Genomic DNA, 22,389 nt, shown 5'->3' with positions numbered 1-22,389 from the left:
GGGCCTTCAGGAACACCCCCTGTTCGCATCGCATTGATCAGGCGCGACTTTTCGGGCCTCGAAGAGGCCGTAACACGCGCGCGCGTCTTTAACTGTTTAACGAATCAAAAGCGGTTAACACGCGAGCACCTGTGCACAACCAGCAACCAAGCCCAAAGCACCCAGAGGTCAGCGTCATGAAATCGATCAGTCAAAAGGAGTTGGCCGGAAGGCTCGGCGTCAGCGAGATCGCGCTGCTCCAAATTCGAGCGCGCAATCCAAGCGCGCTGCCGACCCCGTTCTCGATCCGCCCGCTGCGGTGGAACGAACAGACGGTCGAGTCCTGGACCGAGGAAAGGCGGAAGTCGCCAGTCACTCAAAAACGCCGGGGCAAGCTGGTGTTCATCGCACTCGCCGCAGCAGCGCTTGCCGTTGCCGCCGCGCTGCTTTGGCCGAACGACGCCCATGCCGATTGGGTGAACGAGTGGTTCGATCAATCGACGAGCGTGTCGTCGGGCGGCTATCAGAATCAGCAGCGCGGGTTCTATTCGGCGGGCGGATTCTCCGGCCGCTATCGCATGACGAACGACTTCCTTGTTACCGCGTCGCCGCCGAGATTGGAAGTCGGCTGCGGCGGCATCGACTTATTCGGCGGCGGTTTCACGTATCTCGATCCGGAATATCTCGTCGAGAAGTTCGAGCGCATCATCCAGGCCGCTCCGGCCTTCGCCTTCGACCTTGCGATGACTCAATACTGTCAGGTGTGCAAGGACAGCATGAACACGCTCACGGCGATCACGGATCAGCTCAACAGCATCCAGTTGAACGACTGCCGCATGTCGAAGCGCCTGGTGCAAGCCGTCTCGGAAGATAAGAACGTCGCGAAAGAGCTGTGGGCCGAAGCGGCGGGCAACTTCTCCCTGACCGAAGCGCTCAAGAAGAACTCGCAGGACTTTCAAGATAACGTCCGCACGTCGAACGGTGCGGCACCCGACGACACGCAAGCGACGCTGCAAGACTGCCCTGATTTATTCAAGCGGATCTTCGTCAATGGCTCAGTGATGCAGAACGCTGCGGCCGAAGCGGGCCTCGCGGCTTTCGCTCCGGTCATGCGAGGACTCATCGGCGACGCGCGTGTGACGTACAACAGCACGCAGCGGCTCTACCAGGTCGAAACCTTCTCGTACTGCCCGAGCAATTCGCTGGTGCAGCCGGATAGCTTCGTCACGGGCACGGTGGATCAGATGAGTGCAACCGGCGCGTGTAGCGCGTCCGGCATGGCTCCCGTCATCGAGGTCGTCAATGACCAGCTCGTCAGCATTTCGACGAAGCTGCGCACGCCCGGCGGCGCTGCACAGTTGACGCCCGAGGAACGCGCGTTCGTGAATCGCAGCTCGTTCCCGCTGCTGACCCTGCTGTCGAACGCAGCAGCTCAAGGCAACAGCGAGGCGATGGTGGAGATTCTTTCGGAGCCGGTAGCTTTTGCCACCTCGTACCGAATGCTCAACGACTTGTGGGAAGTGATGCGGTTCGTGATTCATAAAGCGAACCAGGTCAGCTCGAATCAGTTCGGCCCGCCAAGCGGCGGTCCTGGACGGTGTGACCTCGCATTCGTAGATGACGCGGTACAGCACTTCAAAGCGCTGGAACCGCGCGTGGGCGGCTTCGCGAGCGGTGCTCGCGCGGCGTGGATGGCGAAGATGGCCGAGTACCAGACGACCTTGCAGGTCACGAAGGGTTACGCGGAGGACTACCGCCGCCAGCTCAACAGACAGACCCTCGGTCAAAAGTAGGAATTTCGCATGCGAAAGTTCACGACTCCTGTCGTCCGGGGCTACGACCTGCGTGCCTGTGTCGTTTCCAACACCCCCTGGGCCTGCCTATTTTTCTGCGTTCTCGCCGCAGCAGCCATCGTCGATCAGGACTGGTCGGCCGCTGCGAGCAGCGGCGGCGTCCTTGCCGCATTGATCGCCTTGAGGACCTTCGCTCAGCACAAGCGTGCGTGGGACAGATGGACCGCCTGGCTTCCGGAAACGCTGAAGGAGCCACGGTCATGACCCGCCTGCTGATTCTGCTGGCACTGCTCGCCGCGCCCGGCGCTTCGTTCGCACTCGAATCCGACTTCTACACGTACAACGGTTTCGATGAGACGGTGGCTGCATTCACGCGCCTCGGGCTCATGCTCTCCGACAACCACTTTCTCGTTTTTGCGACGATTTTCGCGATTGCCGGTGCGTCGCTCGGCGCACTCAGCACCGCCTATCGCGGAATCAGCGGCGAACAGGTGAACCCTGTCGGGTTCCTCATTCCCATCGCCCTCGGCCTCGCTGTGTTCAAGTCGTTCGTGATGAGCACGGGCACCGTGCACATCTACGATCCCGTGCGTAACGCCTACCAGCCGGTCGGTGGTGTGCCCGACATCATCGTGGCCGTGGCCGGCGGGCTGAACAAGTTGGAGCGCGGAATCATTGAAATCGCCGACACGGCGAGCGCGAACCCGTACTCCGACAACGCGGGCGCGATCAATTTCGCGCTCATCAAGGCTGCTGTCAGCGCGAGCGTCAACGACTGGTATCTCAAGCAGTCGCTGGTGAACTACTACACGGCCTGCGGCATGCCAGCACTCGCCAACATGGACACCGGTGCGCGGCAGCGTCTGATGCACGGATCGACGGACCTGCTGAACGAATTCGGTGAATGGACGAACGCCGCGTTGTCGATGGTCTATCACCCAGCGGGCGACGACACCGGAGAAGCGCGCACCTGCACCGATGCCTGGTCCGGCACTGGCGGTCTCAACTCTCGCCTGACCAGCGCTTCCACGTTCGCTGGCGTTACTGAATCGATCTGCATGCAATCCGGGTTCAACGTCGCAGACGGCGCGCAGTCCGCCAAATGCCGGACGCTGTTGCAGGATTCGACGGCGCTCTACAACGTCTCCGTCGGCTCCGAAATCCCCTTCCTACGTTCGATCCTGCTAGCCGAAGCCGTCAGCAACGCGATGAACTCGGCCGACGTGGATCGGTCCACGCGCGCCCTGGTGAGCCGTCAGGTGATGGCCGAAGGCTTCGGCAATGCCGAAGCGATGAACCAATGGATTCCGAAGGTCCGCGCCTTCATGCTGGCCGTGGTGCTGGGTGTCGTTCCGCTGACGCTGCTGTTCATCGTGACCCCGCTCATCAAGCCCGCGCTCATGCTCAACTTCGGGCTGTTCGCCTGGCTGTCGCTGTGGTCGATTGGGGACGGCATCGCGGTTCAGATGGCGTATGACGCGGCATCCGATGCGTTCGATCAGATTCGACGCCAGCAGCTCGGCGTCGAGGCCATCATGATGTCGCCCGAAGGATCGGTCCAAGCCCTCGGCGTGTTCGGCAAGTCGCGCAGCACGGCGCTCGCGATGGCGAGCGTGCTCGCGTTCGGTCTGTTCAAGTTCGGCGGCTACGCGCTGACCGGCCTCGGTCAGCAGTGGCAGAACAATATCGAGGGCGCGGGCGACCAGGCCGGACGCCAGACGCTCTATCCGGAACAGAACGCCGCCGCGCAGCAGAGCTTGATGTCTGTCGGCGGGACGATGGGTCAGGTCAATTCCGGCGGTGGATTCCGTCAAGGATCGCTGGCCAGCGGCATGGGCGCGATCCGTCAGACCGCCGGAGCGGGTGCCTACATCGACGACTCCATCACCACGGGCCGCGCGCCCGGCGGCACGCTGGGCGATGTCGGCCGACTCGATGCTCGGGAACAGATGGGCGATGTCAGCGGCACCAGGCTCGGCGCGGATCGCGCCGGCCTCGGCCTCGGTGAGTTCCGCGAGCGCAATGCAGAGACGCGGGCGAGCCTGGGCGGTACCGAGCTGAACACGCAACGCCGCGAGGCGGAAGGCGCGTTCCCCGGCGACTTCCAGCGCGGCGCGGAAGCCAGGGCAACTCAGGGCGTTGCCGGCGACGCGGCGCTCGCAGCCGAGCAGCCCAAGGATCTGTTCGCGTCCGCTGCTGCTGAGACGCGCCAGCGCGTCGAAAGCGGCGTCACGCTGGGTAGCATCGCCCCGAACGCGCCAACGGATGCCGGTCGAGCGCAGGGCACGTTCACCCATGCGCAGTCGCAAGGCACGCTGCGCACGCTCGAAGATCGCGGTCTGCCCGCGCTCATCACCGGGGAGGAAGTCGCTCGGCAGCAGAACGTCGCGCAGGGCCTCGCTATCCAGGGCATCAGCCCGAATCTCGGCCAGACGACGGACGAGCTGGCTAGAGCGTCAGCGGCCGAAAACTTTGCTCGCGCCATGATCGGCAACGATCTGGCGCAGCAGCTCGGCATGAACGGAGCGGATGTCCGCGACCGTATCGACCTGTCGATGATGCAGAACGGGCAGATTGGCCTTGCTGTGACCGATGGCAATCGCGGTCAGCTCGTCGATTACTTCCGCCGCAGTGGCGCGATGAACGAACGCGAGCTGGCGGACTTCGAGAACAGCGGCGGCGGCTTCGTGCGCTTCACCTTCGACGGTGAATCGGGCCGAGCCGATGCGGCACAAGCCGACTTTGTTTCGAGCACTCAGGCCGGGAATACCACGGGCTACACGGACGGCCGGACTACCCGCGTCGGCGACAACACGCACTTTGGTGATGTTCGCCGCGAAGGCAATGAAACCCGTATCGGTGATGTCACGACTATCGGTGACGAGGTTCGCAGGGGTGATTCGACCGACATCGGGGATCGCAAGATCCTCAGTGAGTCGCTGTCGATCAGCGATCCGAATTCGCTGCGCGGTCCGCGCGCAGCAGAGACGTTGACCAACCTGGTCGATGACCTGACCGGCAAGCTCGATGATCGTGAGATTTATGCGGTGGCCGACGCCTATTCCCGGCGCTTGCAGCTCGAAGGCTATGGAGCGAACGCTTCCGCCGATGCGAGCGAGGTTGCCGCCGCCGACGCGGGGCTCTCGGGAGCCGCTGGCGTTCGACGTGGGACCGGCGGCAGCGCCAACGTGTCTGCTTCGGTGAGAACGCAGTCGTCCGAGGGTAACAGCGCTCGGCAGGATCTCGTCGTTACAGGCTTCGTCGATCAGCTCGCGCCCAACCTGGCCCGTGCACAAGAGATCGCCTACCAGGAATACGGCAGGCCGGATTCATGGAATCCCGAAACGGCGCTTGAGGCCGAACGCATGATTGCGGAGCAGTGGGCCGGGAGGAATGACGTTTCCTTCGCAGAAGCGAAGTACGCCATCCAGAACCAGACCTACATGCCCGCCGCCAAGGCTGACGAACAGACGTTCATCCAGAAGGCCCGTGAAGCAACGGCTGGCACGTGGGCCGACAGGGCGTACTCATATGTTGATCGCATGTTCGAGTGACGCCGACATGCAACGAGCGTTCGCCGTCAGCCCCGCGCAAGCCTTACACGATCCCGTGTTGACGATGGAGGGTGTCGTTCATCTGGCTCGCCAGCTCATCCTGATGTCGCCGATGAATCCCTGCCGGCGAAACAGGATTGTTCGGATCGTAATAGGTCCAGAACTCACGATCCCTCTTCACTGCCTCGTCGATGAGCGAATCGTCGTCGAAGGCAGCGTTCACGCGAGACAGCGGTCGGTTGCGAACCGCTTCATAGAGCACGGCCACCGGGAAAAGCGCGAACGCGAGCGCGACAAGAGCCACCACGGGCGAGCTGATCGAAACGCCGAGAGCGACACCAAGCACGACGGGCACGAGCAACACCAGGGACAACACGCCCTTGGTGATGCGAACCGCCTTGCTGTCGTTCATGGATTTCTCCCGTTCCTGCTGTCTCGACTTTCGCATGCGAAAGTTCTACGGGTTGGACAGTACGCCGCCGGGGGCGTTCCTTCAATCGGCTCTGACTTTCGCATGCGAAAGTCGCCGAAGCTGCGGCCGAGGGTCCCGGCATGATGTCGATCGGCAAGATTACCGATGCAGGCGTCGCCGTTGCGTATTACGAGAAGGACGACTACTACTCGGCGGGAGGCGCTGATCCCGACGCGCAGGGCGAATGGTACGGCGAGGGCGCGGCCCGGCTGGGCCTTGCCGGGGCCGTGGATCGTGATGCCTTCAAGTCATTGCTCGAAGGGCATCTGCCGGATGGCCAGCAGCTCGGGACGGTCCGTGAGGCTGGCGGCCCGGTTGAGCACCGGCCGGGGTACGACCTGACCTTTTCGGCCCCTAAGTCCGTCACCTTGATCGCCGAACTGGGCGGCGACAAGGCTGTGATCGAGGCGCACCAGCGCGCGGTTCGGTCGGCCCTCGGCTGGGTTGAATCGAATGTCGCGGCGACTCGCGTGAAGTCTTCCGGCGAGATCCATCGCGAAAACACCGGCAACCTGGTCATCGCGACGTTTCAGCACGATACGAATCGCAACCACGACCCGCAGTTGCACACGCATTCCGTGGTCATCAATGCCACTCAACGCGACGACGGCAAATGGCGGTCGCTCGATGGCAAGGCGTTCTTCGAGTCGCAAAGCGCGAGCACGGCAGTCTACCGCTCGGCTCTGGCGCTGGAACTGCAACGCCTGGGCTACCAGCTCGAAACCGAGGGCCGGGATGGCAGCTTCGAGATCGCTGGCGTTTCGGCGGAGGCCATCGCGGAGTTTTCGACTCGCCGAGCCGAGATCAAGGCGTCGCTGAAGGATCGCGGCCTCGGGCCGGAGGCTTCGGACCAGGCGGCGTTGATGACGCGGCACGCGAAGACGGTCGAGGACCGCGCGGCGCTCGGGAAGGAATGGGATGCACGCGCAGCGGCCATTGGCTTCGATCCGCAGTCGGTCATCGCGCAGGCGCGGGAGCGCGGCGATCAGACCAATCCGCTGAGCGCGGCCGAGGCGCGCAAGGCGTTGCAGAGTGCCATCACGCGTCTATCTGACCAGGAAGCGGCCTTCACGCACTCGAACCTGCTCGCATGGACGCTGGCCGGGGCTGTGGGGCGGCTGTCGGTCGCCGATGCGGAGAAGTTGATCGCTGCGGAGAAGTCTGCGGGGCGGCTTCATGATGCGCAGCTCGGGCCGCAGCGCGGCTACGTCACGCTGTCGTCATTGCAACAGGAAGAGCGCATTCAGGCATCGCTTGTGTCGGGCCGAAATGCGGTTTCTGCCGCGTACAGCGCCGATGAGGCGAGCCGCTTGCTGGCTTCCCTGCCCGAGCGTCGGCAGCGCGAAGCCGATGCGGCCAGGAATGAAGCGCTGTGGCGCGGCGACTCCGCAGAAGCGGTCGCTGCGATCCGCTCCGGCACCTTGAACGAGGGTCAGGCGCAGGCGGTGCAGATGATCCTGAGCAGTCAGGATCGGATTGTCGGCGTGTTGGGTCGGCCGGGCACCGGCAAGACGTACATGCTGGGCGAGGCACGGCAGTTGCTCGCCGAGAAGGGCCTGAACATGGTCGGCATGGCGATGAACGCCGAAGCCGCCAGGCAGCTCGGATCGAGTGCGGGTATCGAGTCGCACACGATTTCGCGGCACTTGAAGACGCTGGGCGAGGACGCCGCGCGGCTGCGCAGCGCCGATCCTGCGCGTGCGGCCGAGATCCGTTCTGCCTATGCGAAACAGGTGTGGGTGGTCGATGAGGCCAGCCAGGTCAACAACCAGAAGATGCGCGGCCTCACGACGCTTGCCGAGAAGCTCGGTGCGCGCCTGGTGCTGGTCGGTGATCCCGACCAGCTCGGCGCGATTCAGGCTGGCAAGCCGTTCGCGCGAATGCTGGCCAATGGCATGCAGCATCGCGAGATGTACGAGATTCGGCGTCAGACCGATCCACGCCATGTCTCGGCAATCCGGGACGTGTTGGCGAAAGACTTCGGATCGGCGATGGAGAAGCTGGCGCCGGAGACTCGCGAGATTGCCGACCGCTCGGATCGACTGCGTGCGATGGTTTCGGCGTGGTCTGCGTCCGGCGATGCGCGTGATTCGACGCTGATGCTGTCGGCGCGCAATCAGACGCGCACCGAACTGAACGAGATGGCTCGGGATGTCCTTCGGTCCGAAGGCAAGCTCGTTGGGGAGCAGCCGGCGCGTCAGCTCCAATCGGTTTACGCGCAGCGGGCTGATACGGCGCTGGCTTCGACGTACCGTCCTGGTCAGACCGTGCAGTTCCCGCGCGCGTTGAAATCACTCGGGGTCGATGCCGGGGCGTATGCGCGGGTCGAGTCCGTGAATGCGCGCGACGGCATCGTGTACCTCGATGTCGGCGGTCGCCGGGTGCCGTGGGCACCCGGCCTGGTGGCCGGGGGCGCGAAGATGCCGCCTTCTATTTTCGTCGAGCGCGAAACGACGCTCGCGCCTGGCGAGCGCATCACCTGGAGCAAGAACGATCCTTCGCTGGGTTTGACCAACGGCCAGCGTCTTAACGTCATCGCGACGGATGCTCAACGTATGACGGTGCAGACCGAAGACGGTCGGCGCGTCGAGATCGACCGGGGGGTGCAGTCTGGCCGACATTGGGAGCACGGCTACGCGACCACGATCTACAAAAGTCAGGGTCAGACGGCTGCTCAGGTGCTCGTGGATGCGGCCAGCTCGGATAAGTCCCTGTTGTCACAGAAGGCGTTCCTCGTTGCGGTGAGCCGCCAGACCGAGGGGCTGACGCTCTACACCGATTCGGCCGAGAAGCTGCGAGATTCGGTGGCAGAGCGATCCGGCGACAAGCTGTCGGCAATCGACAGCCGAATCTCGGTTTCGGACGTGACGGATCGCGCGATCTTGGCGGCCTTCCGTGAGTCCGATACGCGGCGCGATGCGGAGCGAGCTGCCGCTGCTGCTGCGCGCGAGCTTCGTGCGGCTGCGCCTGAATTCAAACGACCGGCCCCGTCGCGGGGCTTGGACCTGGAGCGATAGCCATGTCATTTCTGCCCGTTTCCCGGCCGCGAAACTTTCGCATGCGAAAGTTCGCATTGGCATCGACTGCAAGGCCGCGGCCTCGACCTACGGTCGATGAGCTGCTGGCGGAGGCTGGCCAGCTCGAAGCGGTGATCGTCGCCGCTGGCGAGCGCCTGGCGCTGGTCGCCGACGAGCTGCGGCGGCATCGGCGGTCGCCTGCGGAACTCGATCCCCGGTGGGGCCTTGGCACCTGGCAGACGGCCTACGAGATCGCGCTTGCAGCGTTGCAGCGGCCGATGACTCAGGAGGAATTCGAGTTGTGCTGTCTGCTCCTGGAAGGTTTCCGGGAGGACTCGGCGGCCGTATGAACATCGCGACTTCCACGGGTGAAACCGCTCCGCGCGTTGATCGGCGTCGGCGATCCGATGAGGTGGTCGTCGATGAACGTCTGGTCGAGCGCGCGCGCTCGGTCCTGGCTTCGCTGAAGTTCCCGCTGGTGGCGGTCGCTGTGGTGTACCGCATGACCGGACGGTTCGTCGTGATCGACGGCGAGCGGGCCGATGCGTCCGGGCGCGAGGCCCTGCGTGTGGCGTCCGATCCGGTCATTTCTGCCGCGCGCAGCACTATCCGGCCGGTTTCTTGGATCGGATTGGGATCGCGGGTGCAGCGGGATTCGCTGGAGGCGTTGGGGTTTCGGTTCGGCGTGACGGTGCCGGTGCATGGGCCGCTGGGGTCGATGGTGCTGGTCAGCGTCGCGGGACGGCCGTTCGTGGGTAGTCAGGAGTCGGAGGCCGTGCCGTTGAAGCTGCGGGAGATCGGGACTGCGTTGCTTGATGGGGTTCGGATCGGCGACGACGGTGCTCATCGACAGCAGCCGTTGAGTGACTTGCAGCGTGAATCAATTCGGCAGATTGCCCGTGGGCTTCCCGTACATGAGGTTGCGAGGTTGGAAGGCGTGAGCCGCGAAGCGGTGGCGAAACGGATTGAGCGTGCGAAAGATTCGCTGGGCGCAAGGTCGATTTCAGAGCTGGTCGCGAGGGCGCTGCTGTCTGGCGAGTTGGGCGCGATGCGGCTGGATGGGCTTTGAAATGGCCGGCTCGCTCGTTGTTCAGATGGATCTGACGGGACGGTTTCGTCATAGCGTCGGGCGCTATGGGGTTGGTAGTGCGGCGCGCTATGACTTGGTTCGCGGTGCGAAAAGTTTCGCATGCGAAAGTTGCCGGAGGTCACGGGGGCCATGCGCTGACGCGCACCGGGCTTTCGTGCTGCGCATCGAGCCGCCGTTGGCGTCTCGCCCCTTCGGGCTTCAATCCCTTGTCCGAGAGGCATCGTTCGGCCATGCCGATGGCATCGCCTGCCGACCCGGCGGGACACCGCGACGGCACTGCCGACGCCGTGTCCTTGTAGCGCCGCGCGCTACGACGTGGCGCGAAAGTTTCGCATGCGAAAGTTTTCGGTCGCTCCGCGGGGTGTTGGGTGGCACTTGCTCCGCGCGCGTCAACCGGACCGCTCGACGCCCGCTGCGCGGCCGACGAATCTCGCTGCGCTCGACCCTTCGGGCGGCAATTGACCCGTGCTCGACGGCGTGCCGAACGGTTTCCCGTTCACAAGCGCGGCGGGGGCCTGCCGCGCTTGCGACCAGTGATTAGGAGAATTCGATGAGCAGAGTTTCGGGTGAGAAGTTGGAGGAACACCGGATCGAGGTTCGGACGTTCCGGCACAGGACGGGTTGGACGTTCACGGTGGACGTGGATAACGCCGGGGAGTTTTCGACGGACCGGACTTACATCACGCGCCAGTCGGCGATTGAGGCGGCGACGCTGCGCTTGCTGCGCGAGCTGCCGCCGCTGTTCGAGCAGGACCTGATCGAACAGGTGCCTTGCCAGATGAGGGGGCTGTAATGGTTTGGATGATCGAGGTGAAGACGGCCATCGCGCGCGAACACGAATTCGACGTCCTGTTCGTCGATTCGGAGTTCGGGCAGCTTCCATTTAAGGGGCAACACATTCAGGAATGGGCGCGAACAGCACAGGTGCTGTCGTACGCCGTAGTGCCGATGTCAGAGGACGCCGCTCCGTTCTACGCGGTGAGGGGCTTGAGCAAAGCCTCGCAGAAGGGGTATTCGGAATTCGTCGTCAAGGAAGTCCTGCCTCACATCGAGGCGGCGGACGTGACGTGCCGATTCTCGACCGGGCGGCAGTTCCGACGGGCTTGGGACGCATACCTCGCCAAGCGGCGAGAGGCGACCGGGTTGCCGCCCCTGATCGTCGCCGACTGGATCGGCGATGCAATCCTGGTGGAACTCTTCCTGCCTGACGACGCCGACGTTCTGGTGCTGGACGAGGTACCGGCGGTACACCGGACATTCGAGACGTTTTTCACGGGAAAGCTGCGGCGGCATAACGCGGTGCATGACGCGATGGCGCTGCGGCAGGGCTACATCAATCACAAGGCTGAATTGGCGAAACAGGAGGGTGCGTGATGGCGACGATGATGGTGAGGCGGGATCGCGACCAAGTGATCGCGGATATGCGGGCGCGGCTGGCGTCCTACGAAGTGGCGAAGGCGGCGGCGCGTGAACGGGCGATTCCGGCGCTGCGCGTGATCGTCGGCGCGATCCGCCGGAATCCGGGGACGGGCCAGGTGCAGCGGCTGACGGCATTCCTTGGCGGGCTCTACAACGGGCCGCGCTTCCCGTTCGACATGACGGATCTGCGTGCGCTCGATACGGAGCTGGCGGATGCTTGCATGGATGTCCTGAACTACGACCGCTACTCGCAGGCGGAGATCCACACCTGGGGCGTGATCGACAGCGACGAGCTGAACGACTTCCTGGTGCGTGACGGGCACTACTACTCGGCGCAGCAGCGGCGGATCGGCCGCGAGCTGTACGAAGGCAAGTTCGGGGAACGCGGGCACCCGGACGAAGGCTTGAGCGGGTGATGCCATGAAGATCATGACTGTATTGATGCTTGCGCTGATCGCGTTGCCGCCACGAGTGTCGGCAGTGGACTCGCCCTGTGATGTTGCCGCCGACCTCGCCATGTGGGCTTACTTTGCCGCGCGAAATGGCCAGAATCTGAGCGAGTACGTGGCCATTACCCGTAACGATCCGATCTACTCGCCGCGCCAGAAGGCGTACTTCGAGGCGATCCTGCTGGACGTGTGGCCGGATGCTCACAATCTGACGAAGCAACAGGCTCGCACTCGGGGCGAAGTGATGTGCTTCAAGCACTACACCGGCCCGGTCGAGCCGTAGGCTGGCCGCGCGATGACTTTCGCATGCGAAAGTCAGCTCTCTGGACAGGAGTTTTCGTAGCGAGCGGCGCTACAGAAAATATGAAAAAGTCACTGAGAGTTACTCAGCGCGAGATTGAAATGCAATACAAGCAACAAACCGAAGTCGCGAAGCTCGCCGAACTGATGGAGCGGGCGAAGAGTGCCTGCGCCCACCATCAGAAAGCCGCCGATACATTCATCGCGAACATCCTGAATGTCCGCGCTGCTATTGAGGCCGGAACTGAGCGGCCTGCGAATGGCGACAAGCTCCGTAGCGTTGATGCGAATGTTTCATTGTGGATGGACAGGCCCTTCGACGAGCAAGCGCGGGCGGCGGTCATTCGACAGCTTGCGACGCACGCGATCAAAAGCCCGGAGGCGATCGAGGCGGCACGCAGGGAGTTCGGTAGGCGGTCCCCACCAATCCCTGAGCCGTCGGGGCCATTGCACGAAAAGCTTCGGCTGGTCATATCGGATGAAAAAGACAAGAACCTTCCGGTTCTGATCGGATCTTTGAAGAGCTGTTTGCACGCGAGGCTGCGACGACATGACGTAATCGGTTCAGTTGGTCCCGACGACAACGTGTTCGAGTCGGTAATCAATTTCTCAAAAACCGCTCGGTGCGCTTCAACGTGGATTGATCTCGCGGGGCTGCACGGCGTAACTCCTGCACGCGGAGCCGTACCTCGGCTATTCCGAAGGGTCGATTGGCAGGCGTATCCTCGATACGTCCAAGGCGCACTGGATCGGGCACTTGAACGAGACAAGCGATGGGCCGAGATCGCAGATCAGGTCGCGGATGATCACCTCATCGCGCTAATTGAGATGCGGGAGCAGCTCAAGGAGGTTGAGCCAGACGCAAGCGAAGAGCAGCGGAAGTACGCCCGACAAATTCGCGCGACAGCGGTGATCCTCGGAGTCGAGCGTACTATCTTCGGGCGGTTATCTGCTGCATCTTCGATCATTGACCGGCTGGCTCCAATCACCAGTGAGAGGCGGAAGCAGAGGTCATCGGAGCCGGAGTTTCCGGGACGTGAAATGTCGAATCGAAAAAAGCCCTCTGATATGCCGCCACGGCCTCGACGATCATTTCTTCGGCCCTGTCCACAAACTCAGGCTTAGGGACGATTGCAATTTTCGCATGCGAAAGTCGCGATGGAGGATGGCACCTTCGAAAGCTTGGTCCGCGTAGGGACGCCGCTTGATCGACGAGGGTTCAGACCACCAGCCCGGCATACCGCAAGATCAAGCCGCTCGCCGCGCACGCGGCCAGCACCCACATCAGGTTCACGTGGAATTTCAGCAGCGCGAGCATCGCTGCGGCACCCAGCAGCAGGGCAGGCCAGCGGATCGATGCCCATTCCGGCACCGGCACGCTGAGACCAAAACCGCTCCATGTCGGTCCATCCGCGAAAAGCACGTGCAGCGCAAACCAGATCGAGAGATTGAGGATGACGCCGACCACCGCCGCGGTGATGCCGGTGAGCGCTGCGCTGAGCGCGCGGTTGCCGCGCAGGCGCTCGATGTACGGTGCGCCGAGGAAGATCCACAGAAAGCACGGCACGAACGTGACCCAGGTGCTGAGCGTGGCGCCGAATACGCCGGCCATGAGCGGATCGAGGCTGCCGGGATCGCGATACGCGCCCAGGAATCCCACATAGGTCAGCACCAGGATCAGCGGACCCGGCGTGGTTTCAGCGAGTGCCAAGCCCTGCACCATCTCGCCCGGTGACAGCCATCCATAGCGCTCGACGGCTTGCTGCGTCATGTACGCCAGCACCGCGTAGGCGCCGCCGAAGGTCACGACCGCCATCTTGCTGAAGAACACCGCCTCCTGCGTGAAGACGTGCTGCGCACCCAGCACGGCGAACAGCAGCAGCACCGGGAGTCCCCACAGCGCGACGCCGGAGAACAGCACGCGCAGCGTCCAGCCCATGCTCGGGTGCGCGTGCTCGGGGACGGCTTCATCGGCCTCGTTATTCTTCGATCCGTTCTTGCTCGCGGGCAGGAAGATCTGCGGCGCATAACGGCTGCCGGCCCAGCCGATCAGGGCGGCGGCCAGCACGATGATGGGAAACGGCACCTGCAACGCGAAGATCGCCAGGAAGGCGAGGCCCGCGAGCGCATAGAGCGCGCGATGCTTGAGTGCTTTCTTGCCGACCCGGATCACCGCCTCGATGACGATGGCCAAGGTCGCCGCCTGCAGGCCGAACAGCAGGCCCTGCATCCAGTCGAGTTCGCCCCAGACTACGTAGGCCACGGCGATCAGGGTCATCAGCACAAAGCCCGGCAGGATGAACAGCAGGCCCGCGACGAGCCCGCCGAGCGTCTTGTGCATCAGCCAGCCGATGTACGTCGCGAGCTGCTGCGCCTCCGGCCCCGGCAACAACATGCAGTAGTTGAGCGCGTGCAGGAAGCGGGTTTCCGACACCCACTTCTTCTCCTCCACCAGGATGCGGTGCATCAGCGCGATCTGGCCGGCCGGTCCGCCGAAATTGATGAAGCCGATTTTCAGCCAGACGAAAAAGGCTTCGCGGAAGCTGACGGCGGGAAGCGTCGCAGGGGTTTGCATGAGTGGGGGCAGTACTCGATTCAGGCGGTGAGGCGGCGCGCGTGCTGGAAGCGCTGATCGACGATGTTCCAGTCGACGTTGGCGAGGAAGGCGTCGAGGTACTTCGCCGCCGCGCTGCCGTAGTCCATGTGATAGCTGTGCTCGTACATGTCGAGCACCAGCAGCGGCAGGCCACCGACGGCGCCGTGCATGTGATCCCAGGCCCACTGGTTGCGCAGTTCGCCGGTCGCGGCGTTGAGGCTCAGCACGCACCAGCCCGAACCGCCCGCGAGCGACATCGCGGTGCGCCGAAACTCCGCTTCCCAGGCCGCCACGCTGCCGTAGACCTGCGCGAGCGCCTTGGCGACTTCGCCGCCGGGCTTGCCGTCGCCTCCGAGGTTGTCGAAGTAGTGCTCGTGCAGGATCACCGAGCCGACGCGATGCAGTTCTTCGCGCTTGAGGCCGCCGTAAGCGATGGGCGGAAAATCCTTGTCCTGCATCGCGCTCGCGAGGCGTCCTTCGATGACGTTCAACGTCTTCACCGAGCCGATGTAGTTGTTCTCCCAGTGCGAGCGGATCAGCTTCTCGGAAAGCCCTGCGAGCTTGGCCGGATCGAAGCGCAGCGGCTTGGGCGTGTGCGTGGCAGCGAAGGCGGATCGAAGCACTTTCGGCGCGTTCATGGAGGTCTCCTGAGCAAATGAAGGCAGTGCGGCTACGGTCGCGGCGGCACCCATCAGGCCCAAGGCATCACGACGGCTGAGCAGCGAATCGGATTCATCGTTCACGGGCGTATCTCCATTGCGGTGGGCTTCCAGTCGTGGGCCTCACTGCCTGCGCTGCGACACCACGCATACAGTGCGTCGTACAAGGTCATGCCCTGTTCGAGCATCGCGTGGTCATCGGGGAAATTCGCCGAGAGACCGAGCGAGATCGCGAGCAATCCGGAGGCCTGCGCGGCGAGTTCCGGCCGCGCCGTGTCGGCACCGCGGACGATGGTGGCCAGATGCTCCAGGCCGGGCGCGCGCAACTCGAAGTGCCGGATGAAGGCATCGAAGCTGCACTGGTCGCCGACGTGGGAAAAGCGCGCCTCGGGGATGTCGTAGGGCTCCGCGTCGAGCGCCCGGCCGCCTTCGCGCACCTCGGCGGTCGGCACGTAGAAGAACTCGGCCAGTGGGTCGATGAAGCGGCGGATCAGCCAGGGACAGGCGATGCGGTCGATCTTGGGCCGCTCGCGGGTGATCCAGCGGGTTGGCTTCGATCCCAGGGGTTCGCGCCAAGCGGTCGTGGGTCCTTCCTCGGCGCACCAAGCGGCGTAACCGCCTTCCAGGTATCGGGCCTCGATGCCAAGGTCCGTGAGCCGCGAACACGCCTCCTGGCTGACCGCGCGACCATGCGCGCAATACACCACCACGGGTCGCGCGCCGAGGTCCTTGCCCCAGGTTTCCAGCATCGCGGGATCTTTCCGCAGGCTGCCCGACACCAGGCGGCCGGCGGCCGTAAAGTCGGCTTCGCGGCGGACGTCGATGCACAGCGTGGGCTTGGCCTGCCCAAAGGCGGCGAGCAGTCCGGCCGGGGAAATCGAAGGAAGCGGCATCACTCTGATCCGTTTGTCGTTTCTTTATTATGATACGAACGTATCTTTATTTGGGTGATCATGGCTGAGCCCCTGGACTGGCTTCTGTTCCTGCATTCGCTTCCGCCGAAGCCGGACTACCTGCGGGTAAAGGTCTGGCGGCGCCTGCAGGCGCTCGGCGCGGTGGCGGTGAAGAATTCGGCTTACGTGCTGCCGGGAAACGAGCGCACGCGCGAAGACTTTCAGTGGCTGCAGAAGGAGATCGAGGGCCTGGGCGGTGAGGCGTCGATCTGCACGGCGCGTTTCGTGGACGGGCTATCGGATCAGCAGTTGCGCGGCCTGTTCAATACGGCACGCAACGCCGACTACGCGCAGCTCACCGAGGAGCTGCGCGAGCTGCGAGTCTCGGCAACGGCGCCGGAGAACGAGGATGACTGTCGGACGCGGGCACGCAAGCTGCGCAAGCGATTCGACCAGATCGTCGCACTCGATTTTTTCGCGGCCGAAGGACGCGACAGCGCCGCTGCGCTGCTGGCTGAAATCAATGACGCTCTCTCGCGGCGCTCAGCCCCGGACACGGTCCGCAACGCCGGCAGCCAGCAGCACGGCCGCACCTGGGTTACGCGCCAGCGCGTCGGGGTGGACCGAATGGCCAGCGCGTGGCTGATCAGGCGATTCATCGACCCCGCAGCCAAGCTGCTATTCGTGGATCGCGATGCGCCGGTAGTCAGTGGCCAGCTTCGCTATGACATGGACGACGGCGACTACACGCACGAAGGGGACCGCTGCACGTTCGAGGTCCTGCTCGACCGATTCGGTTTGGGCGACCCGGCGCTGCAGCTGATGGGCCGGATCATTCACGACCTTGACCTGAAGGACGGCAAGTTCCGCGAAGAGGAAACGCCGGGGGTGTCCATCCTGCTCAAAGGCATCGAAAGCGTTCATGCGGACGATGACGCCAGGATTGCGGTTTCTTCGCAGTGTTTCGATGCCATCTATTCGGCTTCTCGAAGAAGCGGAAGAAGCGATTGATTCTTACCCCTTCTTGGCCAGATTGGGGGAACTTCAACTTTCGCATGCGAAAGTGCCGGACGAGTCTCGGCCGCTCCGACGCGCTTGAACCGCCCCGTCTTCCTGGGAGGCTTCAGACCTCGCGAGGATGAAGCGACGATGACTTTCGCATGCGAAACTGCGGCTGACACCGGATCTATGCGCCTCGATTGGGCCGACGAACGGTATGCGGTACTGGATCGCTTGGTGCTCACGGGTTGAAATCGGGCAGCCAGTGCCTCATAGTGATCGCAAGACGACAGATCGGTTGAGGCTCTGCAAGGAGTCAACAGCGTCTTCTCTCCGGGAAACCGGGCCACGCGTGAGCGAGATAGCCGCAAGGCGAAGTAGAAACCGAGTTTCTCTGAAAGGCACCTTCGGGTGCCTTTCGCCTTTCTAGCGTCGGCCTTTGAAGCTAATCGGCTGGTTCTGGAACACCTTGGCGGCCAAGACCTTGAAGCGAACCTGCCCTGCTGTCGGGTTGGGGTCTGGATCGCAATACGCTGACTCGACGAACAGCGACAGGTGGTGGCCTTCCTCACGATTGCGTTTGAGCGTGAAAAAGACGCCGTACCGGGGCTGATCGGGGTCAACCGTCACGAAGCGGACGTAGTTGCGGCCTTCGTGCGTTTGCTCAACCTTGGCCGAGGGCAAAGCCGCCAAGATCGCCGGGAGATTCTTGGACCACGCATATCGCTGACGACAGAAGACGCGACGTTGCTTGTGGTCCATCCACAGCAACGGGGGTTCGCTGACGCCATCGGCGTAATGGTCAGTGAAGCAATGACAGCTATACCTCACCCCGATCAGCAGCTCGCCGGGAACCCCGGAGACCGCCGGCACGATGGGACAGCCCAGCGACCACGGCACTAGATGCGTGAAATCGACAGCGTTGCCGTCAACATTGAACGGCGGCCAGCTAGTCGCCAATGCAGCAATCCCGAAGTACGCACCGCAATATTGAATCTCTCAGTGACTTTCGCATGCGAAAGTTTACGACGGGTCCGGCTGTTGACTGCGCGCCGCCATCGCGGCCATTCGCCGACGCTCGGCCTCTTGCGGATCGAACGCAGCCTCGAAGGCATCCTCGAATTCGACGATGGTGTCGTCGTCGGTCTTGCCCTGGTAGACGATTTTCATGGTTGGCCCTCATGCCAAGGTGTAGTGCTACACGTCACTACACTACATATCACTACGCTACAGATGCCCCGGTAGCCGGAAGCTGGAACTTCAACGTTGGTAAGTATCGCGCATGGGTTCTGCTCATGCCGATGACCGCCAGGTGAAGATCGAGACGGCCCGTCACCTGACCGAACAACATGGTCGCGAACATCGCTGCGCCATTCGAGTTCTGGATCGTCTGCGACAGCAGACCAGGGTGATACCCATTCCGATGGCCAGCCATCGTCCTCAGCAGGCCGTGGGTGAACGAGTTCATGGCACCCCATGCGGCAGCCTTGAATTCGCTCAGCGCGCGCACCAGGGGCGGTGGAGCCTTGCCGTCGATGGCTTTGAGCATCTCGCTGACGGTCGGGAACAGATCGGGTTCCTTGGTCACGCCAGGCGGGATCGGGGCAACGCACTTCTCGACGGCGTGATCGGTCGCGGCGAAGTTGATCCATGTCGCGCGGAGCAAGGCTTCGTACTGCACCCTGACCAGGGCAAGCGCTGACGACGGCTTGTCCTCCATGACCAGCAGCAGGATCGAGTGCGCGTGCTCGATGACCAGGGTGGACAGCACCGAGGCAAGGTCCTGCCGGTGGTCAGTGACGACGTGCTCGACGGCGAGGTGGCCAGCCAGCTCGGCATGCAGTCGGTCGGAGCCCTCGATCATTTCTTCCAGCGGCACGAAGGGCGTCATGGTGATTCCGAGCAAGTCATGCGAGCAAAACGACACTTCATAGGAAAACTGTCAACGGATCGGTCATCAAGACGGCTGGTTTTGGGTCGAACACGGGGTTTGACCAGGGCAAAGACGCCCTGATCGTTGACACTTCATACAAAGTGTCAACGGCAAGGATCGGCGCGAGGGATTCAGTGATCGACCAAGGCACCGTAATCCGCCTCCAACTGGCGCAGCAGGCCCGCAGGGTGACCGCCGCATTGTTGATATTCAGCCATGAGATCCAGTCGCGTACCCCAACCGACGACGCCGCTGTTTCCGCGCGGGGATATGAAGCTCCCGCTCAAGCCGCCGCGAGCACCTCAATGATGGGGCAGGCATCCCCGCCATCACCGGCATCGCACTGCTGGATCAGGCCGGTCAGCGCTTCATGCATTGCCGCGAGATCGCCCATTCGCTGTTCGATGAGCGCCCGTTTGCGTACAGCCAGTTCCCGCGTGTCGGCGCACATGCAGGCGGTCTCCAGTTTGAGCAGGCCGCCGACCTCAGACAGCGAGAAGCCGAGGCCCTGTGCCCGCTTGATGAAGCGAAGCTGCTTGGCTTGCTGAGGGGAATACCGACGATAACCGTCACATGGTTTTGGCGGTTCGTCGAGTAGGCCCAGCCGCTGGTAATACCGCACCGTCTCGATATTCACGCCAGCCGCTTCCGCGAGCTTGCCAATCGTCAGTCCCGTCACCATCGCCTGCTCCTTGACTCCGTACCTTGGTACGGGGTTTAGAGTACCACCTGGTTCACCGGATCAAGGACGCGACAGATGCAACTCACTGGGAAAACCTCGCTGCTCGCCAGTGTCGCTGCCGCCATCGGCGCGTCAGTGTGCTGTGTCGGGCCGCTGGTACTGCTGGCCCTCGGCATCGGCGGATCGTGGATTGGCAATCTGACGGCAATGGAGCCCTACCGTCCGATCTTCATCGCCCTGACGCTGGCATTTCTCGGCCTCGCATTTCGTCAGCTCTACCTCGTGCCACAGGTCTGCGCGCCGGGCACGCCATGCGCCGATCCGACCACCATCAAGCGCCAGCGTCTGATCTTCTGGATCGTCGGCGTCCTGTTGCTCGGCTTGCTTGCGGTACCCCTGCTGGCCCCGCTGTTCTACTGAAACGGAGATTCCCCATGCGCAACCCTTTCTTGACGTTGCTGGCCCTCACGGTGCTGCCACTGGCCGCCTCCGCGATGGCCCCGCAGACGGTCACGCTCGATGTTCAAAATATGACTTGCGCGGTGTGTCCGATCACCGTGAAGAAGTCTCTGCAAAACGTTTCGGGCGTGAGCGACGTAAGCATCGACTTCGCGAAGAAGACGGCGCGCGTCACCTACGATGCGGACAAGGCGAAGTCTGCCGACCTGACAGCCGCGACGACGAACGCAGGGTATCCGTCGACCGTGCAGAAGTGACGCCGGCCGTGAACACCATCGTGTTCGAATCGGTGATTACCTGCCCGCGATGCGGGCTCTCGAAATCCGAGACCATGCCGGCGGATGCCTGCCAGTTCTTCTACGAGTGCAGCCACTGCAAGACGCTCCTGCGGCCGAACCCAGGTGACTGCTGTGTGTTCTGCTCGTTCGGCTCTGTGAAGTGCCCTCCGATTCAGCAGCAGAGTCGATGCTGTGGCCGATCCGGCGACTGACCCTCGACGCTGCGATAGCGTCCGCAGGCCGTCGCATGTCCTCGCGTTCTGGCTCGTTCCCGGCAGCATTGCCGCAGGCGCCTTCGTCGGCGCTGATCGGCTCCCAGCGCTTCTTCTGATGGGTGCGGCGGCCTGTTTCGTCATGGGCGTTGCCTGCCTCGTCAACGCTGCGCGCTGTCACCGGCTGCACTGCTATCTCACGGGACCCTATTTCGTCTTGTTGGCGGTCGGCGCGGCAACTGCCTACGGGTTCGACACAGGCAATGCCCACCACTCCAGGGAATGGTTGCTGCTCTTCCTCGGTATCGCGCCAGTCCTCATTTGGCTACCAGAGCGAATTTCGGGTATCACCTATCGGAAGGTATGAGGCACTGACGAAACCGGCGATCACGCTGCGAACCAAGCGCCTGGCCTGCACTCGGCCTGAAAGTTCATGAAGATTTGAAGCAAGCTGCGCCACTTCGCCGTGATCTGCGCAAGCGCCGGATCGGAGCTGCGGAGCTTCGCGCCGAGCGAGTTCACGCGAACAAAAATCTCCGTCACCTCGTCATACGACAGCGTGCGTTCGAGCACGTCCATGCGGTAGACGTACTTCCGGATTCCACGCAGCTTGGCGAGGCGTTGGCTGTATTATTCGTAGCGCTCGTCGTCGAATCCGGCAACGCCCGCACGCTTCAAGAATGGTGCGTCGCTGTCGGTCTTGAACACCTCGGAAACCTTCACCCACTGCGGCAACTGTTCGAGCTTCCGCGTGGCAACGACGAATGTCATTTTGTTGAACCGGCGCAGCAACTCGTCCTCGTCAGAGTCAGCATCGTCGCCGACAAGCTGCGTGTCGTCGTCCTCATCTTCGTCATCACCTTCGTCAACTTCCGTGATGACGGCGAGCTGATCCGGGTGATCCAGATTGAACAACAATTCGATGGGCCGGACGCGGCCTCGTACCGACACGGGCGCACCACGGATGACAGCAGAGAGCGAGGTCAGCCGTTGCTGTCCGTCCAACAGAAGGCGCGTCGATTGGTACGGGTTGGCTGACTGGCTGACGGCGAAAGATTGCAACGGAACCGCCTCGTCGGTTTCCCACAGAAGGATCGCCCCGGACGGATAACCGCGATACAGGGAGTCGAGCAAATCGCGAACGCGAGTTGAGCGCCAAACGTACTGCCGCTGCATCTCAGGCAACCTCAGTTCGCCACGCTCGATCATCGAAACCAGTTCTTCTACCGTCGCCTCGGCCTTCGCCATCGTTCTCCCCAATCTGTTGACGCCGGCATCGCGCAGGAACGAACAACGGTTCATGCGGAGTGCCGACAACTTGTCGTCAAAGGCGACAGCATGCTGATGGTTTCCCGAGTGGGCAACCTGTGTGCAGCAGCGCAGCGAAGGGCTCCCCAAAAAGCCCGTAGCGGAGCGACCGCTGTGCACAGGTTGTCCACGCGAGGGCTTGCATGGTGATGGCGGTTCCGTCGTTCCGCGACTGTTCTCGGCGGGGCGATCGTGCTGCATCCCGCGATGGCTTCCGTGATGAACCGCCCCGTCTTTCTCGGAGGCTTCAAACCTTGAGAGGATGAAGCCATGAACAAGTTGACGCGTTACGCACCG

25 protein-coding genes are annotated in these 22,389 nt (G+C 63.0%); 15 read left to right on the top strand and 10 right to left on the bottom strand.

Annotated features, from left to right (window positions below):
* Nucleotides 1–176 precede the first annotated feature (176 nt).
* The 3 genes from ACTIGJ_RS17670 to ACTIGJ_RS17660 are packed head-to-tail and all read left to right on the top strand — an operon-like array spanning nt 177 to nt 5,326.
* A complete protein-coding gene (locus ACTIGJ_RS17670; RefSeq protein WP_439641646.1) occupies nt 177–1,772 on the top strand; it encodes a conjugal transfer protein TraH in 1,596 nt (531 codons plus the stop codon).
* 9 nt (nt 1,773–1,781) lie between these two features.
* Complete coding sequence (locus tag ACTIGJ_RS17665) at nt 1,782–2,036, top strand: hypothetical protein (RefSeq protein WP_439641645.1); 255 nt, start codon at nt 1,782–1,784, stop codon at nt 2,034–2,036.
* The gene (locus ACTIGJ_RS17660; protein ID WP_439641644.1) at nt 2,033–5,326 is read left to right on the top strand and encodes a conjugal transfer protein TraG N-terminal domain-containing protein; all 3,294 of its coding nucleotides are present in this window, start codon (nt 2,033–2,035) and stop codon (nt 5,324–5,326) included. Before ACTIGJ_RS17665 ends, ACTIGJ_RS17660 begins: the two co-directional genes overlap by 4 nt.
* A gap of 43 nt (nt 5,327–5,369) precedes the next feature.
* On the opposite strand, the gene ACTIGJ_RS17655 is transcribed toward ACTIGJ_RS17660, so the two are convergent.
* Nucleotides 5,370–5,738 (bottom strand): hypothetical protein, encoded by a 369-nt coding sequence (locus ACTIGJ_RS17655; RefSeq protein WP_439641643.1) that lies wholly within the window; start codon nt 5,736–5,738, stop codon nt 5,370–5,372.
* Nucleotides 5,739–5,878: 140 nt separating this feature from the next.
* Here ACTIGJ_RS17655 and mobF point away from each other — a divergent pair, with 140 nt between their 5' ends.
* From mobF to ACTIGJ_RS17615, 8 genes are all read left to right on the top strand, one after another.
* Complete coding sequence (gene mobF / locus ACTIGJ_RS17650) at nt 5,879–8,815, top strand: MobF family relaxase (protein WP_439641642.1); 2,937 nt, start codon at nt 5,879–5,881, stop codon at nt 8,813–8,815.
* Between the two features lie 2 nt (nt 8,816–8,817).
* Nucleotides 8,818–9,165 (top strand): hypothetical protein, encoded by a 348-nt coding sequence (locus ACTIGJ_RS17645; protein ID WP_439641641.1) that lies wholly within the window; start codon nt 8,818–8,820, stop codon nt 9,163–9,165.
* Entirely contained in the window at nt 9,162–9,884 is a 723-nt protein-coding gene (locus tag ACTIGJ_RS17640; protein ID WP_439641640.1) for an autoinducer binding domain-containing protein, read from the top strand. The genes ACTIGJ_RS17645 and ACTIGJ_RS17640 overlap by 4 nt, the downstream gene beginning before the upstream one ends.
* Before the next feature lie 571 nt (nt 9,885–10,455).
* On the top strand, nt 10,456–10,698 hold the full coding sequence (locus ACTIGJ_RS17635) for a hypothetical protein (protein WP_439641639.1): 243 nt from the start codon (nt 10,456–10,458) through the stop codon (nt 10,696–10,698).
* Nucleotides 10,698–11,279, top strand: a complete 582-nt coding sequence (locus ACTIGJ_RS17630) for a hypothetical protein (RefSeq protein ID WP_439641638.1) — start codon at nt 10,698–10,700, stop codon at nt 11,277–11,279. The genes ACTIGJ_RS17635 and ACTIGJ_RS17630 overlap by 1 nt, the downstream gene beginning before the upstream one ends.
* Entirely contained in the window at nt 11,279–11,740 is a 462-nt protein-coding gene (locus tag ACTIGJ_RS17625) for a DUF7673 family protein (RefSeq protein WP_439641637.1), read from the top strand. The genes ACTIGJ_RS17630 and ACTIGJ_RS17625 overlap by 1 nt, the downstream gene beginning before the upstream one ends.
* A gap of 4 nt (nt 11,741–11,744) precedes the next feature.
* Nucleotides 11,745–12,056: a hypothetical protein gene (locus ACTIGJ_RS17620; protein ID WP_439641636.1), complete on the top strand. Its 312-nt coding sequence runs from the start codon at nt 11,745–11,747 to the stop codon at nt 12,054–12,056.
* 80 nt (nt 12,057–12,136) lie between these two features.
* On the top strand, nt 12,137–13,198 hold the full coding sequence (locus ACTIGJ_RS17615) for a hypothetical protein (protein WP_439641635.1): 1,062 nt from the start codon (nt 12,137–12,139) through the stop codon (nt 13,196–13,198).
* Between the two features lie 94 nt (nt 13,199–13,292).
* Here ACTIGJ_RS17615 and chrA read toward each other — a convergent pair whose 3' ends face one another.
* From chrA to ACTIGJ_RS17600, 3 genes are read right to left on the bottom strand one after another with little or no spacing between them, the layout of a single operon-like run.
* Nucleotides 13,293–14,648 carry a chromate efflux transporter gene (chrA, locus tag ACTIGJ_RS17610; RefSeq protein ID WP_439641634.1) on the bottom strand — a complete coding sequence of 452 codons (1,356 nt, stop codon included), beginning with the start codon at nt 14,646–14,648 and terminating at the stop codon, nt 13,293–13,295.
* 20 nt (nt 14,649–14,668) lie between these two features.
* Nucleotides 14,669–15,361 carry a superoxide dismutase gene (locus ACTIGJ_RS17605; RefSeq protein WP_439641633.1) on the bottom strand — a complete coding sequence of 231 codons (693 nt, stop codon included), beginning with the start codon at nt 15,359–15,361 and terminating at the stop codon, nt 14,669–14,671.
* A 47-nt stretch (nt 15,362–15,408) separates the two neighbouring features.
* Nucleotides 15,409–16,221 (bottom strand): chromate resistance protein ChrB domain-containing protein, encoded by an 813-nt coding sequence (locus tag ACTIGJ_RS17600; RefSeq protein ID WP_439641632.1) that lies wholly within the window; start codon nt 16,219–16,221, stop codon nt 15,409–15,411.
* Between the two features lie 60 nt (nt 16,222–16,281).
* Between ACTIGJ_RS17600 and ACTIGJ_RS17595 the strand changes: the two genes are divergently transcribed.
* Nucleotides 16,282–17,232, top strand: a complete 951-nt coding sequence (locus ACTIGJ_RS17595) for a chromate resistance protein ChrB domain-containing protein (protein ID WP_439641631.1) — start codon at nt 16,282–16,284, stop codon at nt 17,230–17,232.
* A gap of 414 nt (nt 17,233–17,646) precedes the next feature.
* On the opposite strand, the gene ACTIGJ_RS17590 is transcribed toward ACTIGJ_RS17595, so the two are convergent.
* From ACTIGJ_RS17590 to merR, 4 genes are all read right to left on the bottom strand, one after another.
* Nucleotides 17,647–18,180 (bottom strand): hypothetical protein, encoded by a 534-nt coding sequence (locus ACTIGJ_RS17590; RefSeq protein ID WP_439641630.1) that lies wholly within the window; start codon nt 18,178–18,180, stop codon nt 17,647–17,649.
* 63 nt (nt 18,181–18,243) lie between these two features.
* Nucleotides 18,244–18,390, bottom strand: coding sequence for a hypothetical protein (locus ACTIGJ_RS17585; RefSeq protein ID WP_439641629.1), 147 nt, complete (start codon nt 18,388–18,390; stop codon nt 18,244–18,246).
* Between the two features lie 52 nt (nt 18,391–18,442).
* Nucleotides 18,443–19,111, bottom strand: a complete 669-nt coding sequence (locus tag ACTIGJ_RS17580) for a DUF6988 family protein (protein ID WP_439641628.1) — start codon at nt 19,109–19,111, stop codon at nt 18,443–18,445.
* 325 nt (nt 19,112–19,436) lie between these two features.
* Nucleotides 19,437–19,835, bottom strand: a complete 399-nt coding sequence (gene merR / locus ACTIGJ_RS17575; protein WP_439641627.1) for an Hg(II)-responsive transcriptional regulator — start codon at nt 19,833–19,835, stop codon at nt 19,437–19,439.
* A gap of 75 nt (nt 19,836–19,910) precedes the next feature.
* Here merR and ACTIGJ_RS17570 point away from each other — a divergent pair, with 75 nt between their 5' ends.
* From ACTIGJ_RS17570 to ACTIGJ_RS17560, 3 genes are read left to right on the top strand one after another with little or no spacing between them, the layout of a single operon-like run.
* Nucleotides 19,911–20,255: a mercuric transporter MerT family protein gene (locus ACTIGJ_RS17570; protein ID WP_439641626.1), complete on the top strand. Its 345-nt coding sequence runs from the start codon at nt 19,911–19,913 to the stop codon at nt 20,253–20,255.
* A 14-nt stretch (nt 20,256–20,269) separates the two neighbouring features.
* Entirely contained in the window at nt 20,270–20,551 is a 282-nt protein-coding gene (gene merP, locus ACTIGJ_RS17565) for a mercury resistance system periplasmic binding protein MerP (RefSeq protein WP_439641625.1), read from the top strand.
* An 8-nt stretch (nt 20,552–20,559) separates the two neighbouring features.
* Nucleotides 20,560–20,784, top strand: coding sequence for a GDCCVxC domain-containing (seleno)protein (locus ACTIGJ_RS17560; protein WP_439641624.1), 225 nt, complete (start codon nt 20,560–20,562; stop codon nt 20,782–20,784).
* Nucleotides 20,785–21,171: 387 nt separating this feature from the next.
* On the opposite strand, the gene ACTIGJ_RS17555 is transcribed toward ACTIGJ_RS17560, so the two are convergent.
* Nucleotides 21,172–21,363, bottom strand: a complete 192-nt coding sequence (locus ACTIGJ_RS17555; protein ID WP_439641623.1) for a hypothetical protein — start codon at nt 21,361–21,363, stop codon at nt 21,172–21,174.
* Between the two features lie 51 nt (nt 21,364–21,414).
* The coding region (locus tag ACTIGJ_RS17550; RefSeq protein ID WP_439641622.1) for a DUF262 domain-containing protein at nt 21,415–22,389 on the bottom strand (975 nt) is incomplete at its 5' end.

The sequence above is a fragment of the Nevskia sp. genome, assembly GCF_051860985.1.
In the GTDB taxonomy this organism is placed as follows: Bacteria; Pseudomonadota; Gammaproteobacteria; order Nevskiales; family Nevskiaceae; genus Nevskia.
The sequence above is the reverse complement of the archived record's forward strand: the minus strand, read 5'-3'. Positions and strand labels throughout refer to the sequence as shown.

Bases quoted from the DNA above. Each gene is read 5' to 3' on its own strand.
- ACTIGJ_RS17670 (WP_439641646.1), top strand. From the start codon at position 177: ATGAAATCGATCAGTCAAAAGGAGTTGGCCGGAAGGCTCGGCGTCAGC.
- ACTIGJ_RS17665 (WP_439641645.1), top strand. From the start codon at position 1,782: ATGCGAAAGTTCACGACTCCTGTCGTCCGGGGCTACGACCTGCGTGCC.
- ACTIGJ_RS17660 (WP_439641644.1), top strand. From the start codon at position 2,033: ATGACCCGCCTGCTGATTCTGCTGGCACTGCTCGCCGCGCCCGGCGCT.
- ACTIGJ_RS17655 (WP_439641643.1), bottom strand. From the start codon at position 5,738: ATGAACGACAGCAAGGCGGTTCGCATCACCAAGGGCGTGTTGTCCCTG.
- mobF (WP_439641642.1), top strand. From the start codon at position 5,879: ATGATGTCGATCGGCAAGATTACCGATGCAGGCGTCGCCGTTGCGTAT.
- ACTIGJ_RS17645 (WP_439641641.1), top strand. From the start codon at position 8,818: ATGTCATTTCTGCCCGTTTCCCGGCCGCGAAACTTTCGCATGCGAAAG.
- ACTIGJ_RS17640 (WP_439641640.1), top strand. From the start codon at position 9,162: ATGAACATCGCGACTTCCACGGGTGAAACCGCTCCGCGCGTTGATCGG.
- ACTIGJ_RS17635 (WP_439641639.1), top strand. From the start codon at position 10,456: ATGAGCAGAGTTTCGGGTGAGAAGTTGGAGGAACACCGGATCGAGGTT.
- ACTIGJ_RS17630 (WP_439641638.1), top strand. From the start codon at position 10,698: ATGGTTTGGATGATCGAGGTGAAGACGGCCATCGCGCGCGAACACGAA.
- ACTIGJ_RS17625 (WP_439641637.1), top strand. From the start codon at position 11,279: ATGGCGACGATGATGGTGAGGCGGGATCGCGACCAAGTGATCGCGGAT.
- ACTIGJ_RS17620 (WP_439641636.1), top strand. From the start codon at position 11,745: ATGAAGATCATGACTGTATTGATGCTTGCGCTGATCGCGTTGCCGCCA.
- ACTIGJ_RS17615 (WP_439641635.1), top strand. From the start codon at position 12,137: ATGAAAAAGTCACTGAGAGTTACTCAGCGCGAGATTGAAATGCAATAC.
- chrA (WP_439641634.1), bottom strand. From the start codon at position 14,648: ATGCAAACCCCTGCGACGCTTCCCGCCGTCAGCTTCCGCGAAGCCTTT.
- ACTIGJ_RS17605 (WP_439641633.1), bottom strand. From the start codon at position 15,361: ATGGGTGCCGCCGCGACCGTAGCCGCACTGCCTTCATTTGCTCAGGAG.
- ACTIGJ_RS17600 (WP_439641632.1), bottom strand. From the start codon at position 16,221: ATGCCGCTTCCTTCGATTTCCCCGGCCGGACTGCTCGCCGCCTTTGGG.
- ACTIGJ_RS17595 (WP_439641631.1), top strand. From the start codon at position 16,282: ATGGCTGAGCCCCTGGACTGGCTTCTGTTCCTGCATTCGCTTCCGCCG.
- ACTIGJ_RS17585 (WP_439641629.1), bottom strand. From the start codon at position 18,390: ATGAAAATCGTCTACCAGGGCAAGACCGACGACGACACCATCGTCGAA.
- ACTIGJ_RS17580 (WP_439641628.1), bottom strand. From the start codon at position 19,111: ATGACGCCCTTCGTGCCGCTGGAAGAAATGATCGAGGGCTCCGACCGA.
- merR (WP_439641627.1), bottom strand. From the start codon at position 19,835: ATGGTGACGGGACTGACGATTGGCAAGCTCGCGGAAGCGGCTGGCGTG.
- ACTIGJ_RS17570 (WP_439641626.1), top strand. From the start codon at position 19,911: ATGCAACTCACTGGGAAAACCTCGCTGCTCGCCAGTGTCGCTGCCGCC.
- merP (WP_439641625.1), top strand. From the start codon at position 20,270: ATGCGCAACCCTTTCTTGACGTTGCTGGCCCTCACGGTGCTGCCACTG.
- ACTIGJ_RS17555 (WP_439641623.1), bottom strand. From the start codon at position 21,363: ATGGACGTGCTCGAACGCACGCTGTCGTATGACGAGGTGACGGAGATT.